Source organism: Hydrogenophaga laconesensis (assembly GCF_031457235.1).
GTDB classification, from domain to species: Bacteria; Pseudomonadota; Gammaproteobacteria; order Burkholderiales; family Burkholderiaceae_C; genus Hydrogenophaga; species Hydrogenophaga laconesensis.
The window spans coordinates 50504-68374 of the sequence record NZ_JAVDWE010000018.1 but is presented as its reverse complement, the minus strand read 5'-3'; the positions used below and the strand labels follow the sequence as shown (position 1 = coordinate 68374).

17 protein-coding genes are annotated in these 17871 nt (G+C 67.7%); 12 read left to right on the top strand and 5 right to left on the bottom strand.

Features of this window, described 5'->3' with window-relative positions; genetic code table 11:
• Positions 1-2: 2 nt before the first annotated feature.
• From J2X09_RS23865 to J2X09_RS23855, 3 genes are read right to left on the bottom strand one after another with little or no spacing between them, the layout of a single operon-like run.
• Positions 3-791 carry an HpcH/HpaI aldolase family protein gene (locus tag J2X09_RS23865; RefSeq protein WP_204735310.1) on the bottom strand — a complete coding sequence of 263 codons (789 nt, stop codon included), beginning with the start codon at positions 789-791 and terminating at the stop codon, positions 3-5.
• Positions 781-2193 carry a dihydropyrimidinase gene (gene hydA / locus J2X09_RS23860; protein WP_204735309.1) on the bottom strand — a complete coding sequence of 471 codons (1413 nt, stop codon included), beginning with the start codon at positions 2191-2193 and terminating at the stop codon, positions 781-783. Before hydA ends, J2X09_RS23865 begins: the two co-directional genes overlap by 11 nt.
• 20 nt (positions 2194-2213) lie before the next feature.
• Positions 2214-3146 carry a dihydrodipicolinate synthase family protein gene (locus tag J2X09_RS23855; protein ID WP_204735308.1) on the bottom strand — a complete coding sequence of 311 codons (933 nt, stop codon included), beginning with the start codon at positions 3144-3146 and terminating at the stop codon, positions 2214-2216.
• A gap of 245 nt (positions 3147-3391) precedes the next feature.
• On the opposite strand from J2X09_RS23855, the gene J2X09_RS23850 reads away from it, so the two are divergent.
• The 10 genes from J2X09_RS23850 to proX all read left to right on the top strand — a co-directional run bounded on the left by J2X09_RS23850 (position 3392) and on the right by proX (position 12631).
• Positions 3392-4579 carry a CaiB/BaiF CoA transferase family protein gene (locus tag J2X09_RS23850; RefSeq protein ID WP_204735307.1) on the top strand — a complete coding sequence of 396 codons (1188 nt, stop codon included), beginning with the start codon at positions 3392-3394 and terminating at the stop codon, positions 4577-4579.
• An 11-nt stretch (positions 4580-4590) separates the two neighbouring features.
• Positions 4591-5787 (top strand): CaiB/BaiF CoA transferase family protein, encoded by a 1197-nt coding sequence (locus J2X09_RS23845; RefSeq protein WP_204735306.1) that lies wholly within the window; start codon positions 4591-4593, stop codon positions 5785-5787.
• A gap of 22 nt (positions 5788-5809) precedes the next feature.
• Positions 5810-6973, top strand: a complete 1164-nt coding sequence (locus tag J2X09_RS23840; RefSeq protein ID WP_204735305.1) for an acyl-CoA dehydrogenase family protein — start codon at positions 5810-5812, stop codon at positions 6971-6973.
• 126 nt (positions 6974-7099) lie between these two features.
• Positions 7100-7501 (top strand): MaoC/PaaZ C-terminal domain-containing protein, encoded by a 402-nt coding sequence (locus tag J2X09_RS23835; RefSeq protein WP_204735304.1) that lies wholly within the window; start codon positions 7100-7102, stop codon positions 7499-7501.
• Between the two features lie 2 nt (positions 7502-7503).
• Positions 7504-7953, top strand: coding sequence for a MaoC family dehydratase (locus tag J2X09_RS23830; protein ID WP_204735303.1), 450 nt, complete (start codon positions 7504-7506; stop codon positions 7951-7953).
• Positions 7950-8297: a DUF4286 family protein gene (locus J2X09_RS23825; RefSeq protein WP_204735302.1), complete on the top strand. Its 348-nt coding sequence runs from the start codon at positions 7950-7952 to the stop codon at positions 8295-8297. The genes J2X09_RS23830 and J2X09_RS23825 overlap by 4 nt, the downstream gene beginning before the upstream one ends.
• Positions 8294-8782: an ureidoglycolate lyase gene (locus J2X09_RS23820; protein ID WP_204735301.1), complete on the top strand. Its 489-nt coding sequence runs from the start codon at positions 8294-8296 to the stop codon at positions 8780-8782. Before J2X09_RS23825 ends, J2X09_RS23820 begins: the two co-directional genes overlap by 4 nt.
• Positions 8783-9194: 412 nt before the next feature.
• Positions 9195-10394, top strand: a complete 1200-nt coding sequence (gene proV, locus J2X09_RS23815) for a glycine betaine/L-proline ABC transporter ATP-binding protein ProV (protein ID WP_204735300.1) — start codon at positions 9195-9197, stop codon at positions 10392-10394.
• A 64-nt stretch (positions 10395-10458) separates the two neighbouring features.
• Positions 10459-11565 (top strand): glycine betaine/L-proline ABC transporter permease ProW, encoded by a 1107-nt coding sequence (gene proW, locus J2X09_RS23810; RefSeq protein ID WP_204735299.1) that lies wholly within the window; start codon positions 10459-10461, stop codon positions 11563-11565.
• Between the two features lie 100 nt (positions 11566-11665).
• Entirely contained in the window at positions 11666-12631 is a 966-nt protein-coding gene (gene proX, locus J2X09_RS23805) for a glycine betaine/L-proline ABC transporter substrate-binding protein ProX (RefSeq protein WP_310309599.1), read from the top strand.
• A gap of 56 nt (positions 12632-12687) precedes the next feature.
• Here the strand turns inward: proX and gltS are convergent, their stop codons facing one another.
• Complete coding sequence (gene gltS, locus J2X09_RS23800) at positions 12688-13917, bottom strand: sodium/glutamate symporter (protein WP_204735364.1); 1230 nt, start codon at positions 13915-13917, stop codon at positions 12688-12690.
• Positions 13918-13956: 39 nt separating this feature from the next.
• Positions 13957-15354 (bottom strand): class II fumarate hydratase, encoded by a 1398-nt coding sequence (fumC, locus tag J2X09_RS23795; RefSeq protein ID WP_204735297.1) that lies wholly within the window; start codon positions 15352-15354, stop codon positions 13957-13959.
• Positions 15355-15501: 147 nt separating this feature from the next.
• On the opposite strand from fumC, the gene J2X09_RS23790 reads away from it, so the two are divergent.
• Positions 15502-17055 (top strand): fumarate hydratase, encoded by a 1554-nt coding sequence (locus J2X09_RS23790; protein ID WP_204735296.1) that lies wholly within the window; start codon positions 15502-15504, stop codon positions 17053-17055.
• Positions 17052-17861, top strand: coding sequence for a glutamate racemase (murI, locus tag J2X09_RS23785; protein ID WP_204735295.1), 810 nt, complete (start codon positions 17052-17054; stop codon positions 17859-17861). The genes J2X09_RS23790 and murI overlap by 4 nt, the downstream gene beginning before the upstream one ends.
• Positions 17862-17871: the final 10 nt, after the last annotated feature.

Here is a 17871-nt window from a genome sequence, read left to right as displayed (position 1 = left end):
TCTCAGGCCTGCTGCAGGCTGTCGACGCGGGCCACGCCCGCATCGAGCAGCAGGTCGGTGTCGTTGCAGGCGAGCACGAAGCGCATGCCCTCCTCGCGCAGGCAACGGCGCAACAACACCGCGTCGGCAATGCCACCCAGTCCCGGTGTCTTGCCATGCCGGCGGCAGGCGTCCACCACGGCATGCCGCGCGATCACCATCAGCGGGTGATCGAGTTCACCCGGAATGCCCAGTTCCATCGACAGGTCGTTGCAGCCGATCATCAGCACGTCGATGCCCGGCACGGCGGCGATCTCGTCCACATGACGAAGAGCCTGTGGCGACTCCAGCATCACCACCGTCAGCACCTGCGCGTTGCCCAGCGCCATCGCCTCGTGCACCGGCACGCGCCGGTAACCAAAGTGCGGCTGCAACCCGAAGAAGGAGCGCCGACCCAGCGGCGGGTACTTGCAGGCCGAGGCCACCGCCTGCGCTTCCTCGGGCGTGTCGACGTGGGGCACCACGATGCCCTGCACCCCGCCGTCGAGCAGCCTGGCGATGTCGGGCGAGTTCTTGCCCGGCACGCGCACCAGCGCCGGCAGGCCAGCCGGCAGAGCAGCCGCGGCGATATCCACCGCCATGGCGCAGGTCAGCGGACCATGCTCCAGATCGATGAACAGAAAGTGGAAACCGCAACGCTGCGCGAGGCCAACCACGGCCGGCGCGCGCAACTGCTGGATGCCCAGGCCCAGCGCGGCCTCGCCAGCTGCGAAGCGCCGCACCACGGCATTGGGCAGCGCCTCAGTAGCCACCGACCTCGCCCCGGCGCAGGAAACGCCCGCGCCCGGGTGTGCCGTGCCATTGGTCTCCGTCCACGATCAGGTCGCCGCGCGAGAACACCTTGCGCACCTTGCCGTGCACGTGGTGGCCCTCGAACAGGCTGTAGTCGCAATGGCTGTGGTGCGTGTGCGCCGATATCACGTGCTCGGCCTGGGGATCGAACAGCACCACGTCGGCGTCGCTGCCGACCGCGATCGTGCCCTTCTGTGGGAACAGGCCGAACAGCTTGGCCGGCGCCGTGGCGGTCAGTTCGACGAAGCGGTTGATCGAGATGCGGCCGGTGCGCACACCGCCGTCGTAGATCACCGTCATGCGGGTTTCCAGGCCGGGAGCCCCGTTGGGGATCCTGGAGAAGACGTCCTTGCCGTGCATCTTCTGGCGCACCTTGCCCATGTGCCCCTCTTTCATGCAGAAGGGGCAGTGGTCGGTGGAGACGAGCTGCAGGTCGTCCGTCTTGAGCGCGGTCCACAACGCGTCCTGCGCTTCGCGCGATCGCAGCGGCGGGCTCATCACGTACTTCGCGAGCGAGAAGTCGTCGCTGTCGTACACCGATTCGTCGAAGAACAGGTAGTGCGGGCAGGTTTCGGCGAACACGGGAATGCCCGCATCGCGCGCCTCGATCACGTGCGCCAGGGCTTCCTTGGCCGAGAGGTGCACGAAGTACACCGGCGCCTGCGCCAGCTCGGCCAGCTTGATGCCGCGGTGCGTGGCCTCGCCTTCCAGGATCGAGGGCCGGGTAAGCGCGTGGTACTTCGGCGAGGTGTGGCCCTGCGCCAGGGCCTCCTTGATCAGCAGGTCGATCACCGTGCCGTTCTCGGCGTGCAGCGCGATCATGCCGCCGTGCTCGCCCACCATGCGCATGCTGCGGAAGATGGCGGCGTCGTCCACCATGACCGTGCCCGGGTAGGCCATGAACATCTTGAAGCTGCTCACGCCCTCATGGCGGATGGCGTGGCGCATGTCGCCCAGCACGGCGTCGTCCACGTGCGTCACGATCACGTGGAATCCGTAATCGATGCTCGCGCCAACGGCCGCCTTGGACTGGGCGCGTGCGATCGCGTCGAGCGGGCTGGTGTTCTGGTTCTGGAACGCGAAGTCGATGACGGTGGTGGTACCGCCGAAGGCCGCCGACTTCGTGCCCGACTCGAAGTCGTCGCAGGTGGTCGATTCACCGAAGGTGTTTTCCAGGTGCGTGTGAACGTCCACGCCACCCGGAAAGACGATGAGGCCGCTGGCGTCGATCACGCGCACATCGGGGCCGACCTGCAGGTGCCGGCCGATGGCGGCGATCTTGCCGTCTTCGAGCAGCAGGTCGGCGTGGTAGTCGTCCACGGCGGTGACGATGCGGCCGTGGCGGATCAGCGTGGTGGTCATCGGGGGCACTCCGGATGGGGTCAGAGAAGGCCGGCGGCCTGCAGTGCGGTGCGCAGCATGGCGACCTCGTCGTCGGGCAGCGGGCCCATGGGCGCGCGCATGCGGTCGTCCGGAATGCGGCCCAGCAACTTCAGGCAGGTCTTCAGCCGGGCGGTGGCGTGGCCGCCTGGCGCGGTGCCGTAGACGGCTTTGGCCAGCGGGTAGATGCGGTCGTTCCAGGCGCGGGCGGTGGCCAGGTCACCGGCCTGCATCGCACGGTAGAGGCCGGTGATGAATTCGGGTGCCACGCAGGCCAGGCTGACCTGGCTGCCGGTGGTGCCCAGCGCGAAGCAGCTGAAGAGGTGCTCATCGCCCGAGGCCATCATCAGGACGTGCGGCGCCACGCGCTGCACCAGCCGCTGGTGCGCCTCGTAGGCCGAGGTTTCCCAGCTGCCTTCCTTGATACCGATCACGTTGGGCAGTTGCACCAGGCGTTCCAGCACGCCGGGCGTATAGGCCAGGGTGCCCGCGCGCACGCCGGCCTGGTACAGGAACAGCGGCAGCGCGCTGGTCTCGGTGGCGATGCGGTGGTGCCGCAGGGCCACGTCGGCATCCTGCGACAGGCCCCAGGAGAACGGCGGAAAGATCAGCACCGCGTCCGCGCCAGCGGCCTCGGTGTCTTCCACATGCCGCTGCGCCTCGTGGCTGTCCTCGGCGTTGATGCCGCCGATGAGCACGGTGGCTGGCGGGCAAACGGCACGCGCGATCTCCATCACACGGCGCTTTTCCTCGCGGCTGAGCATGAAGTTCTCGCCCGCGTGGCCATTGATCAGCAGGCCGGTCATGCCGTCGACCCCGGCCACGCTGCGCAGGTGCCCGATGAGCACGGGTTCGTCGATCGAGCCGTCGGCCTGCAACGGGCAGATAGTGGCGGCGTAGATGCCGCCGAAGCGGTGTTCGGGGGAAGCGGTCATGCGGTGACCTTAGCGCGAAGGCCCGCGCGAACCCATCACAACAAGGGGCGCGACTATAAGCCGCCGCTATAGCCACCGCGCCCGGTCCAGGCCCCTGACGTATGCAACGGATTGATAGTTGGTCGCGGAAAACGAATAGGCCGGAATGGTCCGGAAACAGCCCCCCGCCGCTATTCTGAAAAAGCCCCGGAGCCCCTCTGAGGCCCTACGCAAGGCGGGTGCCTTGCATGCCTTCTGGAGTCGTCATGCTGTCGGGAATCCGTGTCATCAGCTTCAACCACTTTCATGCCGGACCGATGGCCGCGCAGTTTCTCGGAGACCTCGGCGCCGACGTGATTGCCGTGGAGCCGGTGGACGGGGCCTTCCACCGCAACTGGGGCGTGGCCAACCACTTCGTCGCAGGCCAGAGCGTGAACCTGCTGACCACCGGCCGCAACAAGCGCAGCCTGGCGCTGGACATGAAGTCGGCCGAAGGCAAGGCCATCGCGCGCCGCCTGCTCGAACGCGCCGACGTGGTGATGGAGAACTTCCGCCCCGGCGCGATGGCGCGCATGGGCTTCGGCTACGAGGACATCAAGGCCTTCAACCCCGGCATCGTCTACGCCTCCGTCAGTGGCTATGGCGCCAGCGGCCCCGACCGCGACCTGCCCGGCCAGGACCTGTTGCTGCAGGCACGCAGCGGCCTGGCCGCACGCACCGGGCGCGCCGATGGTGCACCGACACCCACCGGGCCGGTCATCGTCGACCAGCACGCCGCCACCCTGCTGGCCATGGGCATCCTGGCCGCGTTGCTCGGCCGCGTGAGCAGCGGCCAGGGCCGGCTGGTCGAAGGCAGCCTGCTGCAGTCCGCCATCGACCTGCAATCCGAATCGCTCACGGCGTGGCTCAACGGCGCGCGCAGCGCCACGCCGCGCGGTGCGCACGGCCTGGCCAGCTGGTGCAGCGCCGGCCCGTCGGGCATCCACGCCACCGCCGACGGCCACCTCGCGATCTCCATGGCCTCACCCGCCGACCTCGCCGTGGCGCTGGAGCTGCCCGCCCTGGCCGACATGCCCGCCTCGGCCAGCTTCGACCGCCGCGACGAGATCACCCACACCGTGGCCGAACGCCTGGCACAGAAACCCACCGCCGACTGGCTACCCGCGCTGCAGAAGCAGGCGATCTGGCACATGCCGGTGAAGGACTACGACGACCTGCGCGGCGACGCGCAGCTCGCGCACATGCAGGCCTTCGTCGACACGTCCGGGGCCGAGGGCGCGCCGGTCACGATGCTGAACCACCCCCTGCGTTTCGACGGCGCCGCCCCGCCGCTGCGGCTGGTGCCGCAGAAGCTGGGCGCGCAGACGCGCGACATCCTGGCCGAGGTGGGTTACGCCACCGACGAGATCGATGCGCTCGTGCAGTCACGCGTGGTCGGTGCCACCACCGCCTGAGGAGCCGCGCCATGCAACTGAAGATGAAGGTGGTCAGTTTCTGCCACTACCTGCAAGGCCCGGCCTGCGCGCAGTACCTCGCCGACATGGGTGCCGAGGTGGTGAAGATCGAACCCTTGAACGGCGCGTTCGAACGTCACTGGTCAGGCGGCAACTCCTGGGTCAATGGGATCAGCGCGTTCCTCATGTCCGCCAACCGCAACACGGAAAGCCTGGCGGTGGACCTCAAGCAGGCCGAGGGCCGCGACCTCGTGCTGCGCCTCATTGACGAGGCCGATGTGGTGATCGAGAACTTTCGCCCCGGTGTGCTCGACAGGCTCGGCCTGGGCTTCGACATGCTGCGCCAGCGTAAGCCCTCGCTGGTGCTGGCCTCGGCCAGTGGCCTCGGCCGCACCGGGCCGGCCGCCTCGCGACCGGGACAGGATCTGCTGATGCAGGCGCGCTCGGGCTTGATCGCGGCCACGGGCGGCGGCAGTCAGGGCCCGTCGAACGTGGGCGCCGCGGTGGTGGACCAGCATGGCGGCGCGCTGCTGGCCATGGGCATCCTCGGCGCCTATGTGCGGCGCCTGCAGACCGGTGAAGGCACGCTGGTCGAGAGCAGCCTGTTCGCTGCCGGCATCGACCTGCAGACCGAGGCCCTGACCAAGTACTACGCCGTGAAGAACCGGCCCGACGTGTTCACGCGCGACCGCCACGTCGGCAGCTGGTACCACGACGCGCCCTATGGCCTCTACCCGCTCGCCGAAGGCCACGTGGTGCTGTCGATGAACGACCCGGTGAAGCTCGCCACCGCGCTCGACAGCGACGCCTTGCGCGCCCTGCAGGGCATCGACCGATACGCCGAGCGCGACCGCTACGCCCAGGCCGTGGCGGCCGAGCTGCGCACGCGCCACTTCAGCGAACTCTCGCCGGTGTTCGATGCCCACGGCATCTGGCACGAACGCGTGCGCAACTACGACGACCTGCTGCAAGACCCGCAGGCGCAGCACAACGAGGCCTTCCGCGAGATCGACGTGCCCGGCGGCGGTACCGCGCTGCTGGTGAACCACCCGTTGCGCTACGACGGCCAGTTGCCCGTCTACCGAGGCATGCCGTTCCAGGCCGGCCAGGACAGCCAGGCCGTGCTGCAGCGCCTGGGCCTGAGCGAAGCTGAGTGCCAGGCGCTCTCCGACGCCGGCGTCATCGGCATGCCCACCGCCCTTCCCTGATCTCTCCCACCAACCTTCCACCATGTTCGACTATTCCGTTCCCTCCGAGATCCAGCTGCTGCTGGACACCGTGCGCCGCTTCGTGACCCAGGAGGTCCAGCCGCTCGAAACCGAAACCGAAACCCTGGGCCGCGTGCCGCCCGAAGCCCTCAAGCGCGTGCGCCAGCAGGCGCAGGAGCTCGGCCTGTTCGCCATGAACATGCCCGAGGACACCGGTGGCGGCGGGCTGAGCCATGTCGCGATGTGCCTGGTCGAGGAAGAACTGGGCAAGACGTCGGACGCCCTGATCCGCCGCATCTTCGGTCAGGTCTATCCCATGCTGCTGGCCTGCAAGGGCGCGCAGCGCGAGAAGTACCTGCTGCCCACGGTGAGTGGCGAGAAGATCTGTGCCATGGCCATCACCGAACCCGGTGCCGGCTCCGACGCCGCCGCCATCAGCACCACCGCCACGCTGGATGGCGACCACTGGGTGCTCAATGGCCGCAAGCACTTCATCAGCGACGGCGACATTGCCGACTACGTCATCGTGATGGCGGTGCACGACAAGGACAAACGCGCCCGTGGCGGCATCTCGCTGTTCCTGGTCGACAAGGGCACGCCCGGCTTCGAGGTGACGAGCGTGCAGCCCATGATGGGCCACCGCGGCTACGGCCATGCCGAACTCGTGTTCGAGAACTGCCGCATCCCGGCCGACGCCGTGATGGGCGAGGTCGGTGAAGGCTTCAAGCTCATCATGAACAGCGTCTCGGGCATCCGCCTGGCGCACATCGGCGCGCGCGCCGTCGGCATGGCGCAGCGCGTGCTGGAACTGATGCGCAACCACGCCAGCGACCGCAAGCAGTTCGGCCAGCCCATCGGCGACTTCCAGATGATCCAGCAGATGATCGCGGACTCGGCCACCGAGATCTTCGCCACCCGCATGATGGTGCTCAACACCGCCTGGGAACTCGACCAGGGCATCGACTGCCGCGACAAGGTCTCGATGGTCAAGCTCTACGCCTCCGAGATGCTGGGCCGCGTGGCCGACCGGGGCATCCAGGTGTTCGGTGGCATGGGCTTCACGAAGGAACTGCCGCTGGAGCGCATCTACCGCGACAGCCGCGTGACCCGCATCTACGACGGAACCTCGGAGATTCACCGCATGCTGATCGCGCGCAGCGTGATCAAGCGCGGGTTGCACTTGTAACCCCCCTGAAGCGCCTGCGGCGCCTCCCTCCAAGGGAGGCGCTCCCAGAGGCCCGGCAAAGCCGGTTCCTCGGGAGTTCTGGCCCAGGCACTGGCACTCCAATATCAACATCACATCCGAAGATTCATGAGCACTTCACTCCAGGCGGGCGACAAGATGTCGTTCCGCAAGACCCTCACGGTGGCCGAACAGGCCATGTACACCGGCATCAGCGGCAACCTCGCGCCGCTGTATGTCGACCAGCGTGCCGCACGCGCCGCCGGCTTCGAGCAGATGCTGTCTTTCGAGCTCAACGGTGTGGCGCTGGCCACGACGGCACTCAACCGCCTCGCCGGCCCGGACTGGCGCCTGGCGGGCCTGTCCATCGACTTCCACGCGCCGGTGCAGGTTGGCCAGACGGTCGAGGCGCTGGTCGAGGTGACCGCCGCCGACGCCGGGGGCATCACCTGCGCCCTGCGCTGCGCCATCGCGGGCGGCGATGCCGTCGCGCTGGGAACCGCGCGCATGGTTCCGGTGAAGGCGGGCTGAGCATGTACGACCTCAAGCCCTTCGACAGCCTGCACGTTGGCGACGAGGTATCGGTGAGCAAGACCATCACCGAAGCCGACGGTGCGCTCTACATCGCCGCCACGGGCGACTTCGGCCCGGTGCACGTGGACGACGCCTACGCCGAAACCACGCGCTTCGGCCGCCGCCTGGCGCCCGGCATCATGGTCGCTGGCATCTGCACCAACGTGCTCACCGCCGAACTCGCCGGCACGCTGGGCGTGTCGATCGAAGACCGCTTCTGGTTCACCGGCCCGGTGTTCTACGGCGACACGATCGCCTTTCGCGTCTGGATCCACGAGATGAACGCCGAGACGCGCACCGTGACCTGGCAGGCCAGCGCCCGCAACGAAGACGGCAAGGAAGTGCTCAAGGCCGAGGCCACGCTCAAGTTCCCGCGCGTCAAGCCCAGGGCCGAGGCCCCTGCGGCATGAACATCAACACCGTACCCCCTCGCCTGCCCGATGGCGTGACCACCGGCACGCCCGTGCTGCATGTGGTGCGGGTGGACATTGCACCCGAGCACGAGGCTGCGTTCAACCTGTGGTACGACACCGTGCACCTGCCTGCCCTGCTGGCCTGCCCCGGCTGGCTGTCGGCACGCCGCTTCGTGTCGCTGGAGGACGGCCCCAAGTACTGCGCCATCTACGAAGTGGCGGGCGACTGGGTGTACAGCACACCCGAGTTCGAGGCCGTGGCGGGTTTCATGGAGTTCACGCCCCACGTGAGCAACTTCTACCGCCAGCGGCTCGCGCCGCTGGAAAAGGTGGCAGCGTGAACCTGCTGCAGGCCCGCCCACTCACGAAGGAGGTGTTTGCGCCCTTTGGTCAGGTGATCGAACTCGATGGCGCCCGACAGTTCGACATCAACGGTGGCACCACGCGGCGCTTCCACGATCTGGCGGCGATCGACGCCCTGGCCGATGGCGGCCGTCCCATCGTCAACCTTTTCCGCGCACAGCCCCGTTCGCTGCCCCTGCGGCTGAGCCTGATGGAACGCCACCCGCTAGGGTCGCAGGCGTTCATTCCGTTGACGACACGGCCCTACGTGGTGGTGGTGGCGCCCGATGCGGGCGGCCGGCCCGGGCCGCTGCAGGCCTTCATCACCCAGGGCTGGCAAGGCGTGAACTACGGCCGCAATGTCTGGCACCACCCACTGCTGGCGTTGGGCGAGATCAGCGACTTCGTGGTGGTGGACCGGGGCGGCGAGGGGCGGAACCTGGAAGAGTCGCCACTGGCCGGCGAGGTCGAGGTGCGCTGGTGAGATCCCGCAGGCCGTGAGAGCGGCCACACGGCTTGGCCGACCGCCTCATGAGGTTTTGGAACTGATGATCGGTCACATTCATTCAATAAAGTTATAATTCGTCACCTCAGCTTCCTGGCGCCCTGCCGGGAAGCGCTCATGTGCTACTCGCGGATCGTCCCGTATCCCGTCGCGGCACAGAGATTCCATGGCCGGTCTTCCGGCCTCGACGCCGCGTCACCCCCGCCTCCGCCAGCCCCCCAGACAGGGCCCGCTGCGTGGTCGCCCGTGACGGCAGGCGCTGGGTTTGCCGATTCGTCGCTGTCAGTGTCTGCCTGCGGTCCTGTTGACCCGGTGGGCATCTGTGTGCCCCCGTTGTTCTTCATGACCGTCTGCGGTGCCTTTGTCAACTTGCACAGGAGGCAGCACGCACATGGCCAAGCACATCCGCATCGAACACGTTTTCAAGGTGTTCGGCGACCAACCCCAGGCCGCACTCGACCTGGTCCGCCAGGGCCGAACCAAGCAGGAGATCCTGGCCGAGACCGGCCAGTCCATCGGCGTGTTCGACGCCGACCTGGACATCCAGGCGGGCGAGATTTTCGTCATCATGGGCCTCTCGGGCTCGGGCAAATCCACGCTGGTGCGCCTGCTCAACCGCCTGATCGAGCCCACGGCCGGGCGCATCCTGATCGACGGCCAGAACATCAACGACCTGTCCGACGCCGACCTGCGCGCCCTGCGCCGCAAGGACATCAGCATGGTGTTCCAGTCGTTCGCGCTGATGCCCCACATGACGGTGCGCGACAACACCGCCTTCGGCCTCGAACTCGCGGGCGTGAAGCCCGCGCAGCGCCTCGCGCTGGCCGACCAGGCGCTGGAACAGGTGGGGCTGGCGGGCTGGGGCGACAGCTACCCGGATGAACTCTCCGGCGGCATGCAGCAGCGCGTGGGCCTGGCGCGCGCACTGGCCTCGGACCCGTCCATCCTGCTGATGGACGAGGCCTTCTCGGCGCTGGACCCGATCATCCGCACCGACATGCAGAGTGAGCTGGTGCGCCTGCAGCAGGTCAAGCGCCGCACCATCGTCTTCATCTCGCACGACCTCGACGAGGCCATGCGCATCGGCGACCGCATCGCCATCATGAAAGACGGCCAGGTGGTGCAGGTCGGCACGCCGGAAGACATCCTGCGCCAGCCCGCCGACGACTACGTGCGCAATTTCGTGCGCGGTGTCGACGCCGCCGCCGTGTTCAAGGCCGGCGACATCGCGCGCCAGACGCAGGTCGTGGTGGCCGAACACCCGAACAAGGGCGCGCGCGCCGCGCTGAAGATGCTGGAGGACAAGGACCGTGACTGGGCCTACGTCGTCAGCCCCGACCAGCGCTACCTTGGCATGGTGTCGGCGGACTCGTTGCGCCAGGCCTTGCAGGACCACGACGGCCCGCTCGGTCTCTCCCGCGCCTACCTGCCCGAGGTGCAGATCGTCAGCGCGGCGCACCCCGTGGCCGACCTGTTCGGCCAGGCCGCGCAGGCGCCCTACCCCTTGCCGGTGGTGGACGACGCGGGCCGCTACCGCGGCGCCATCAGCAAGAACACGCTGCTGAAGTTCCTCGACCGCGCGGCGGGCTGAACGCCCGCTCGCCCAGGCGCGCGGCGCGCCTGCCCCGACCACCGTTTCCGAAAGACGAGGCTCCATGAACGAGACCGACACACCCATTTCCACCAGCCCTGACGCATCCACCGACCCGTGGGGCGCCTCAACCGCCACCACCAGCGACAACTGGCTCGGTGGCGGCAGCGGGGACGTCGCCGCGACCACCTTACCGGCGGATGAGGGGTTCCGCCTCAGCCAGCTGTGGGACGGCTCGCTGCCCGTCGAGCGCTGGATCAACGAGGCGCTGGGCTGGATCGTGGGCCACTTCCGCCCGTTCTTCCAGAGCGTGCGCGCGCCCATCGATGCCACGCTGACCAGCGTGGAGCAACTGCTGCTGAGCGTGCCGCTGCTCGCCATGATCGCGCTGATGGGCCTGCTGGCCTGGCAGTTCGCGGGCCGTGCCATCGCCATCGGCACCGTCGTCTCGCTGCTGCTCGTGGCCATGCTGGGCATCTGGCCGGAGGCGATGGTCACGCTGTCGCTGGTGCTGACCTCGCTGGCGTTCTGTATTGCCCTCGGGCTGCCGCTGGGCATTCTGCTGGCCAGCAGCGACCGCACGCAGCGCCTGATGCGCCCGCTGCTCGACGCCATGCAGACCACGCCCGCCTTCGTCTACCTGGTGCCGGTGGTGATGCTGTTCGGCATCGGCAACGTGCCCGGCGTCATCGTCACCATCGTCTTCGCCTTGCCGCCGCTGGTGCGGCTGACCGACCTGGGCATCCGCCAGGTGCGGCCCGACCTGATCGAGGCAGCGCGCGCCTACGGCGCCTCGCCCTGGCAGATGCTGGCCAAGGTGCAGCTCCCGCTGGCCCTGCCGTCGATCATGGCCGGCATCAACCAGGCGCTGATGCTCTCGCTGTCCATGGTGGTCATCGCTTCGATGATCGCCGTTGGTGGCCTGGGGCAGATGGTGCTGCGCGGCATCGGCCGGCTCGACATGGGCATGGCCACCGTGGGCGGCGTGGGCATCGTGCTGCTGGCCATTGCGCTCGACCGCATCACCCAGGCCCTGGGCCAGCCCCGCCGTGGCGCACGCCACTGGTGGCAGCAAGGCCCCGTGGGCCTCGTGCTGCGTCTGGTGCGTCCCTCGCCCACGCGCACCACACCCGGCGTCGACACGCCTGCCCCATCGCATTCCACCTCCTGAGCGTTCGCGCCCAGGCTTTTCTCCTCCCACCATCGAAAGGAAACCGATGACTCTCCACCCGACCACCCCCCTGTGGCGAACCCTGATCGGCGGCGGCCTCATGGCCTTTGCCCTGCACACGCCTGCCACCGCGCAGAGCCTGCCCGGTCAGGGCGTGAAAGTGCAACCGCTGCAAAGCTCGATCGCCGAAGAGACCTTCCAGACCCTGCTCGTTTCGCGCGCGCTGGTCAAGCTCGGCTACGACGTGCAACCCATCAAGGAGGTGGAGTACCCCACCGCCCACGTGGCCATCGCCAATGGCGACGCCACCTTCATGGCCGACCACTGGGACCCGCTGCACGCGGACTTCTACAAGAACGCCGGTGGCGACGCCAAGCTCTACCGCCAGGGCGCCTACTCGCCTGGTGCCGCGCAGGGCTACCTCATCGACAAGAAAACGGCCGATGCCCACAAGATCACGCAGATCGACCAGTTGAAGGACCCGGCCATCGCCAGGCTGTTCGACAATAATGGCGATGGCAAGGCCGACCTGACCGGCTGCAACCCCGGCTGGGGATGCGAGGCGGTGATCGAGCACCACCTGGACGCCTACAAACTGCGCGACACCGTGACGCACGTGCAGGGCAGCTACGCGGCGCTGATCGCCGACACCATCACGCGCCTGAAGCAGGGTCAGCCCATCCTGTACTACACGTGGACGCCCTACTGGGTGAGCGGCGTGCTGCGTCCCGGCCAGGAGGTGGTGTGGTTGCAGGTGCCGTTCTCCTCTTTGCCCGGCGAGCAGGCCAAGCTGGACACGAAACTGCCCAACGGCCAGAACTACGGCTTCGTGCTCAATACGCAGCGCATCGTGGCCAACAAGCAGTTCACCGAACAGAACCCGGCCGCTGCCCGCCTGTTCGAGGTGATGTCGCTGCCCGTGGCCGACATCAACGCCCAGAACCTGCGCATGCGCGACGGCGAGAACAAGCCCCAGGACGTGGAGCGCCACACCGACGCCTGGATCAAGGCCCACCAGAAGACCTTCGACGGCTGGGTGGCACAGGCCATGGCGGCGGCCAAGTAAGGTTTCGATCGCTCCTGGCAAGGCCACGCATTGCGTGGCCTTTTTTTGTGCGCGCCTTACCGCGCCAGCAGCCCGATCACCAGCGCGTTGATCAGGTCGATGAAGAACCCGCAGACCAGCGGCACCACAATGAAGGCCTTGGGGGCTGCGCCGTAGGCACGCACCACGGCACTCATGTTGGCGATGGCGGTGGCCGTGGAACCCAGCGCGATGCCTCCGAAACCAGAACAGATCACCGCAGCTTCATAGTCGCGCCCCATGAAGCGGAACACCACGAAGGCCGTGAAAGCCACGGCCAGTGCCACCTGCAACGCCATGGTGGTGGCGATGAAGCCCAGCACGGGCTCCAGCTCCCACAGGCGCAACCCCATGAGCGCCATGGTGAGGAACAGGCCGAGGCTGATGTCGGAGATGAGCGCCACGCCCAGGCGCATGCTGGACCAGTTCCACAGCCGCCCACCGGACGGTGCCAGCCATTGCCCCGCGCTGCGCAGCGAGATGCCCGCCATGAGGCAGCCGACGAAGGCCGGCAGGTTCAGGCCGCTCAAGGCCACGAGTTCGTTCACACCATGGCCCAGCATCAGGGCCAGGTTGAGCCACAGCAGGGCCAGCAGCACACCGTGGTAGTCGAGCCTCAGGTGGGGTTCGTCCTGGTAACGCGTGCCGACCTCCACGTCGGCCGCGCCCGAGGACACGATGCGGTGCCGTCGCATCAGCCATGCCGCCATGGGACCGCCCACCAGGCAGGCCGCGATCATGCCGAGCATGTTGGCCGCCAGGCCGAGTTCACCGGCGTTGGGGATGCCCAGCGTCTGGACGAAGTGCGGCGTCCAGGCCAGCGTGGTGCCCACGCCACCGGTGAGCGAAATCGACCCGGCCATGAGGCCGGCGCGCGGGTCCATGCCGAATGCCTCGGCCACCGCCATACCCAGGCCGTTCTGCAGCAGCATGAAAACACTGGCCAGCACCAGCAGCACCACCAGCGGTTTTCCGCCTTCGCGCAGGGTGCGCACATCGGTACCCATGCCGATGGCAGCGAAGAAATAGAGCAGCAACATGTCCCGCGCGCCGAGGTCGAACACCACGCGCACGTCGAACACGTAATAGAGCCCGCAGGCCACCAGCGCACACAGAACGCCGCCGACCACCGCCTCGGGAATGTTGTAGCGCCGAAGCCAGCCGTACCGCTGCGTGAGCCCCTTGCCAATGAAGAGCAGCAGGATGGCCAGGGTGAAGCTGGTGAAGGGATCGATGCCGAAGGAGGTGCGCCAGGGCAGGGAAATCATGGCGCCCATGGTAGCGGGCCCCTCGGCCCGCTCAAGGCGTCACCGGCCCGTCATCTTGCCGGGCACCACCCACTGGTCGAACTGCTCGGCCGTCACATGGCCCAGGGCCAGCGCGGCTTCGCGCAGCGTTGAACCGTCCTTGTGGGCCTTCTTCGCGATCTGCGCGGCCTTGTCGTAGCCGATGTGCGTGTTGAGGGCCGTGACCAGCATCAGCGAACGGTCCACCAGCTCGGTGATGCGGGCGCGGTTGGGCTCGATGCCGACCGCGCAGTGGTCGTTGAAGCTCTTCATGCCATCGGCCAGCAGGCGCACGCTCTGCAGGAAGTTGTGCGACACCATGGGGCGGAACACGTTGAGCTCGAAGTTGCCCGACGCACCCCCGAAGTTGATGGCGACGTCGTTGCCGAACACCTGCGCGGCGAGCATGGTGACGGCCTCGCTCTGCGTGGGGTTCACCTTGCCCGGCATGATCGATGAGCCAGGCTCGTTCTCGGGAATGCTCAGCTCGCCGATGCCGCTGCGCGGACCGCTGGCCAGCCAGCGCACGTCGTTGGCGATCTTCATCATGCTGGCAGCCAGCGTCTTGAGCGCACCGTGCGCATGCACCAGCGCGTCCACACTGGCCATTGCCTCGAACTTGTTGGGAGCCGTAACGAAAGGCAGGCCCGTGAGCTTGGCCAGCTCGGCCGCCACCTGCTCCGCATAGCCCTTGGGCGCGTTCAAGCCGGTGCCGACGGCTGTGCCACCGAGCGCCAGTTCGCACAGGTGCGGCAGCGCCGCGCGCACGTGGGCTTCACCATGGGCGAGCTGCGCCACCCAGCCGGAGAACTCCTGACCCAGCGTGAGCGGTGTGGCGTCCTGCAGGTGGGTGCGGCCAATCTTGACGATGTCATCGAAGTCGCGCGCCTTCGCCTCCAGCGTGCCGCGCAGCAACGCGATGGCGGGCAGCAGGCGGTGCGTGATCGCCTCCACGGCGGCCACGTGCATGGCGGTGGGAAACACGTCGTTGCTCGACTGGCTGCGGTTCACGTCGTCGTTCGGATGAACCAGGCGCCCTTCCCCACGCTCGCCGCCCAGCAGCTCGCTGGCCCGGTTGGCCAGCACCTCGTTGACGTTCATGTTGGTCTGCGTGCCCGAGCCGGTCTGCCAGACCACCAGCGGAAACTCGATCTCGTGCTGCCCGGCAATCACCTCGTCCGCCGCCTTCACGATGGCCTGCGTCTTCTTGTCGTCCTGCAGGCCCAGCGCATGGTTCACCACGGCCGACGCGCGCTTGACCTGCGCCAGCGCCTTGATCATCTCGCGCGGCTGGCGTTCACCGGAGATGTCGAAGTTCTGCAGCGAGCGCTGCGTCTGCGCGCCCCAGAGGCGGTCTGCCGGGACGTCGATGGGGCCGAAAGTGTCTCGTTCGGAGCGGGTAGCCGGGCGTGTGTTCATGAAATGTGCGACCTGTCAAAATAGTGGGCTGGGGACAGCCTTGCCCAGGGTCTCCAGCATAGCCCCAAATAAAAGCAATTCTCATCTGATGGCTTCTTGACGCCCCAGCGGCCACCGACGCGACTTGCCTCCACGCCCACGACACCCATGACCACCACCATCCGCCAGGCCGACCTGATCGAATCCATCGCCGCCGCGCTGCAGTACATCAGCTATTACCACCCCGCCGACTACATCGCCCACCTGGCCCGCGCCTACGAGCGCGAGCAGAGCGCCGCCGCGAAGGACGCGATCGCCCAGATCCTGACCAACAGCAAGATGAGCGCGACCGGCCAGCGCCCGATCTGCCAGGACACCGGCATCGTCAACGTGTTCCTCAAGGTGGGCATGAACGTGCGCTGGGAAGGCTTCACCGGCAGCCTGGACGACGCCATCAACGAAGGCGTGCGCCGTGGCTACAACCACCCGGACAACACGCTGCGCGCCTCCGTCGTGGCGGACCCGCAGTTCGCCCGCAAGAACACCAAGGACAACACCCCTGCGGTGATCTTCACCGAGATCGTGCCTGGCGACACGGTGGACATCACCGTGGCGGCCAAGGGCGGCGGCAGCGAGAACAAGAGCAAGATGGTCATGCTCAATCCGGGCGATTCCGTGGTCGACTGGGTGCTGAAGACCGTGCCGACCATGGGTGCCGGCTGGTGCCCGCCGGGCATGCTCGGCATCGGCATCGGCGGCACGGCCGAGAAAGCGGTGCTGATGGCCAAGGAAAGCCTGATGGACGACCTCGACATGTACCAGTTGCAGGCCAAATCGGCCAAGGGCGACAAGCTCGACCAGGTCGAGGAACTGCGTCTGGAACTGTACGAGAAGGTGAATGCACTGGGCATCGGCGCGCAAGGCCTGGGCGGCCTCACCACGGTGCTCGACGTCAAGATCAAGATGTACCCCACGCACGCGGCCAGCAAGCCCGTAGCCATGATCCCCAACTGCGCGGCCACGCGCCATGCCCACTTCGTGCTGGACGGTTCGGGCCCGGTCTATCTGGACGCGCCGAGCCTGGACCTGTGGCCCAGCGTCAACTGGGTGCCCGACACCCAGAAGAGCCAGCGTGTGAACCTGAACACCCTCACGCCGACCGAAGTGGCCAGCTGGAAGCCCGGCCAGACGCTGCTGCTCAACGGCAAGATGCTCACCGGTCGCGATGCCGCGCACAAGCGCATCCAGGGCATGCTGGCCAAGGGCGAGAAGCTGCCGGTGGATTTCACCAACCGCGTCATCTACTACGTGGGCCCTGTCGACCCCGTGCGTGACGAAGCCGTGGGCCCGGCCGGCCCAACCACCGCCACGCGCATGGACGGATTTACCGAGATGATGCTGGCCGAAACCGGCCTGATCGCGATGATCGGCAAGTCCGAGCGCGGCCCGGTCGCCATCGAGGCCATCAAGAAGCACAAGAGCGCCTACCTCATGGCCGTGGGCGGAGCGGCCTACCTCGTGTCCAAGGCCATCAAGCACGCGAAGGTGGTCGGCTTCGAAGACCTGGGCATGGAAGCCATCTACGAGTTCGACGTGGTCGACATGCCCGTCACCGTGGCGGTGGATGCCGGGGGCACCAGCGCGCACATCACGGGCCCTGCCGAGTGGCAGAAGCGCATTGCCACGGGCGAGTTCAAGGGCATCGAGGTCGCCGCAGCTTGAAAACCGTTGGCGTATTCGATAGCGGGGTCGGCGGCCTGAGCGTGCTGCGGGCCCTGCTGGCCGAACTCCCCGGCACGCGCTTCGTCTACGCCGCCGACAGCGCTTACGCGCCCTACGGTGAGCGCACGGCCGAAGACGTGTCGGAACGCACCCACCGCATCACCGCCCATTTGCGGAAGGAGCACGGCATCGACGCGCTCGTGCTGGCCTGCAACACGGCCACCGCACATGCCATCGACGCCTTGCGCCAACACCACCCTGACCTGCCCATCATCGGCGTGGAACCCGCACTCAAGCCCGCTGCAGCGCTGAGCCGCAGTGGTCACATCGGCGTGATTGCCACGCGCGGTACGCTGGGCAGCACGCGGTTCGCGCAATTGCGTGACCGTCTGGTGGCCGCATCCCCCCGCCCCCTCTGGTTCAGTTCCCAGCCTTGCGACGGCCTTGCCGATGCCATCGAGCGGCACGACCTTCCCGTCATCCAGGCCTTGAGCGAACGCTACATCAGCGAACTGCTGCAGGGCTCGCCCGAATCGCCAGCCATCGACACACTTGTGCTGGGGTGCACGCACTACCCGTTTGCAGGAGAACTGCTCGGCCACCTCAGCGGCACGGGCGTCACGCTGGTGGACACTGGCGCCCCCGTGGCTCGCCGAACGCGCGAGGTGCTCGGCCTGCCACCGGCGGCCAGCGCCACTGCCCAGGCGCCGCTGCTGCTGTCGAGCGGGCAGCCCGCCGCCCTCGCGGCCGCCGCGCAACGCTGGCTCGGCCTTCACACCGAGGCACGCAGCCTTCTTCTCGCCTGACGCACGCCAC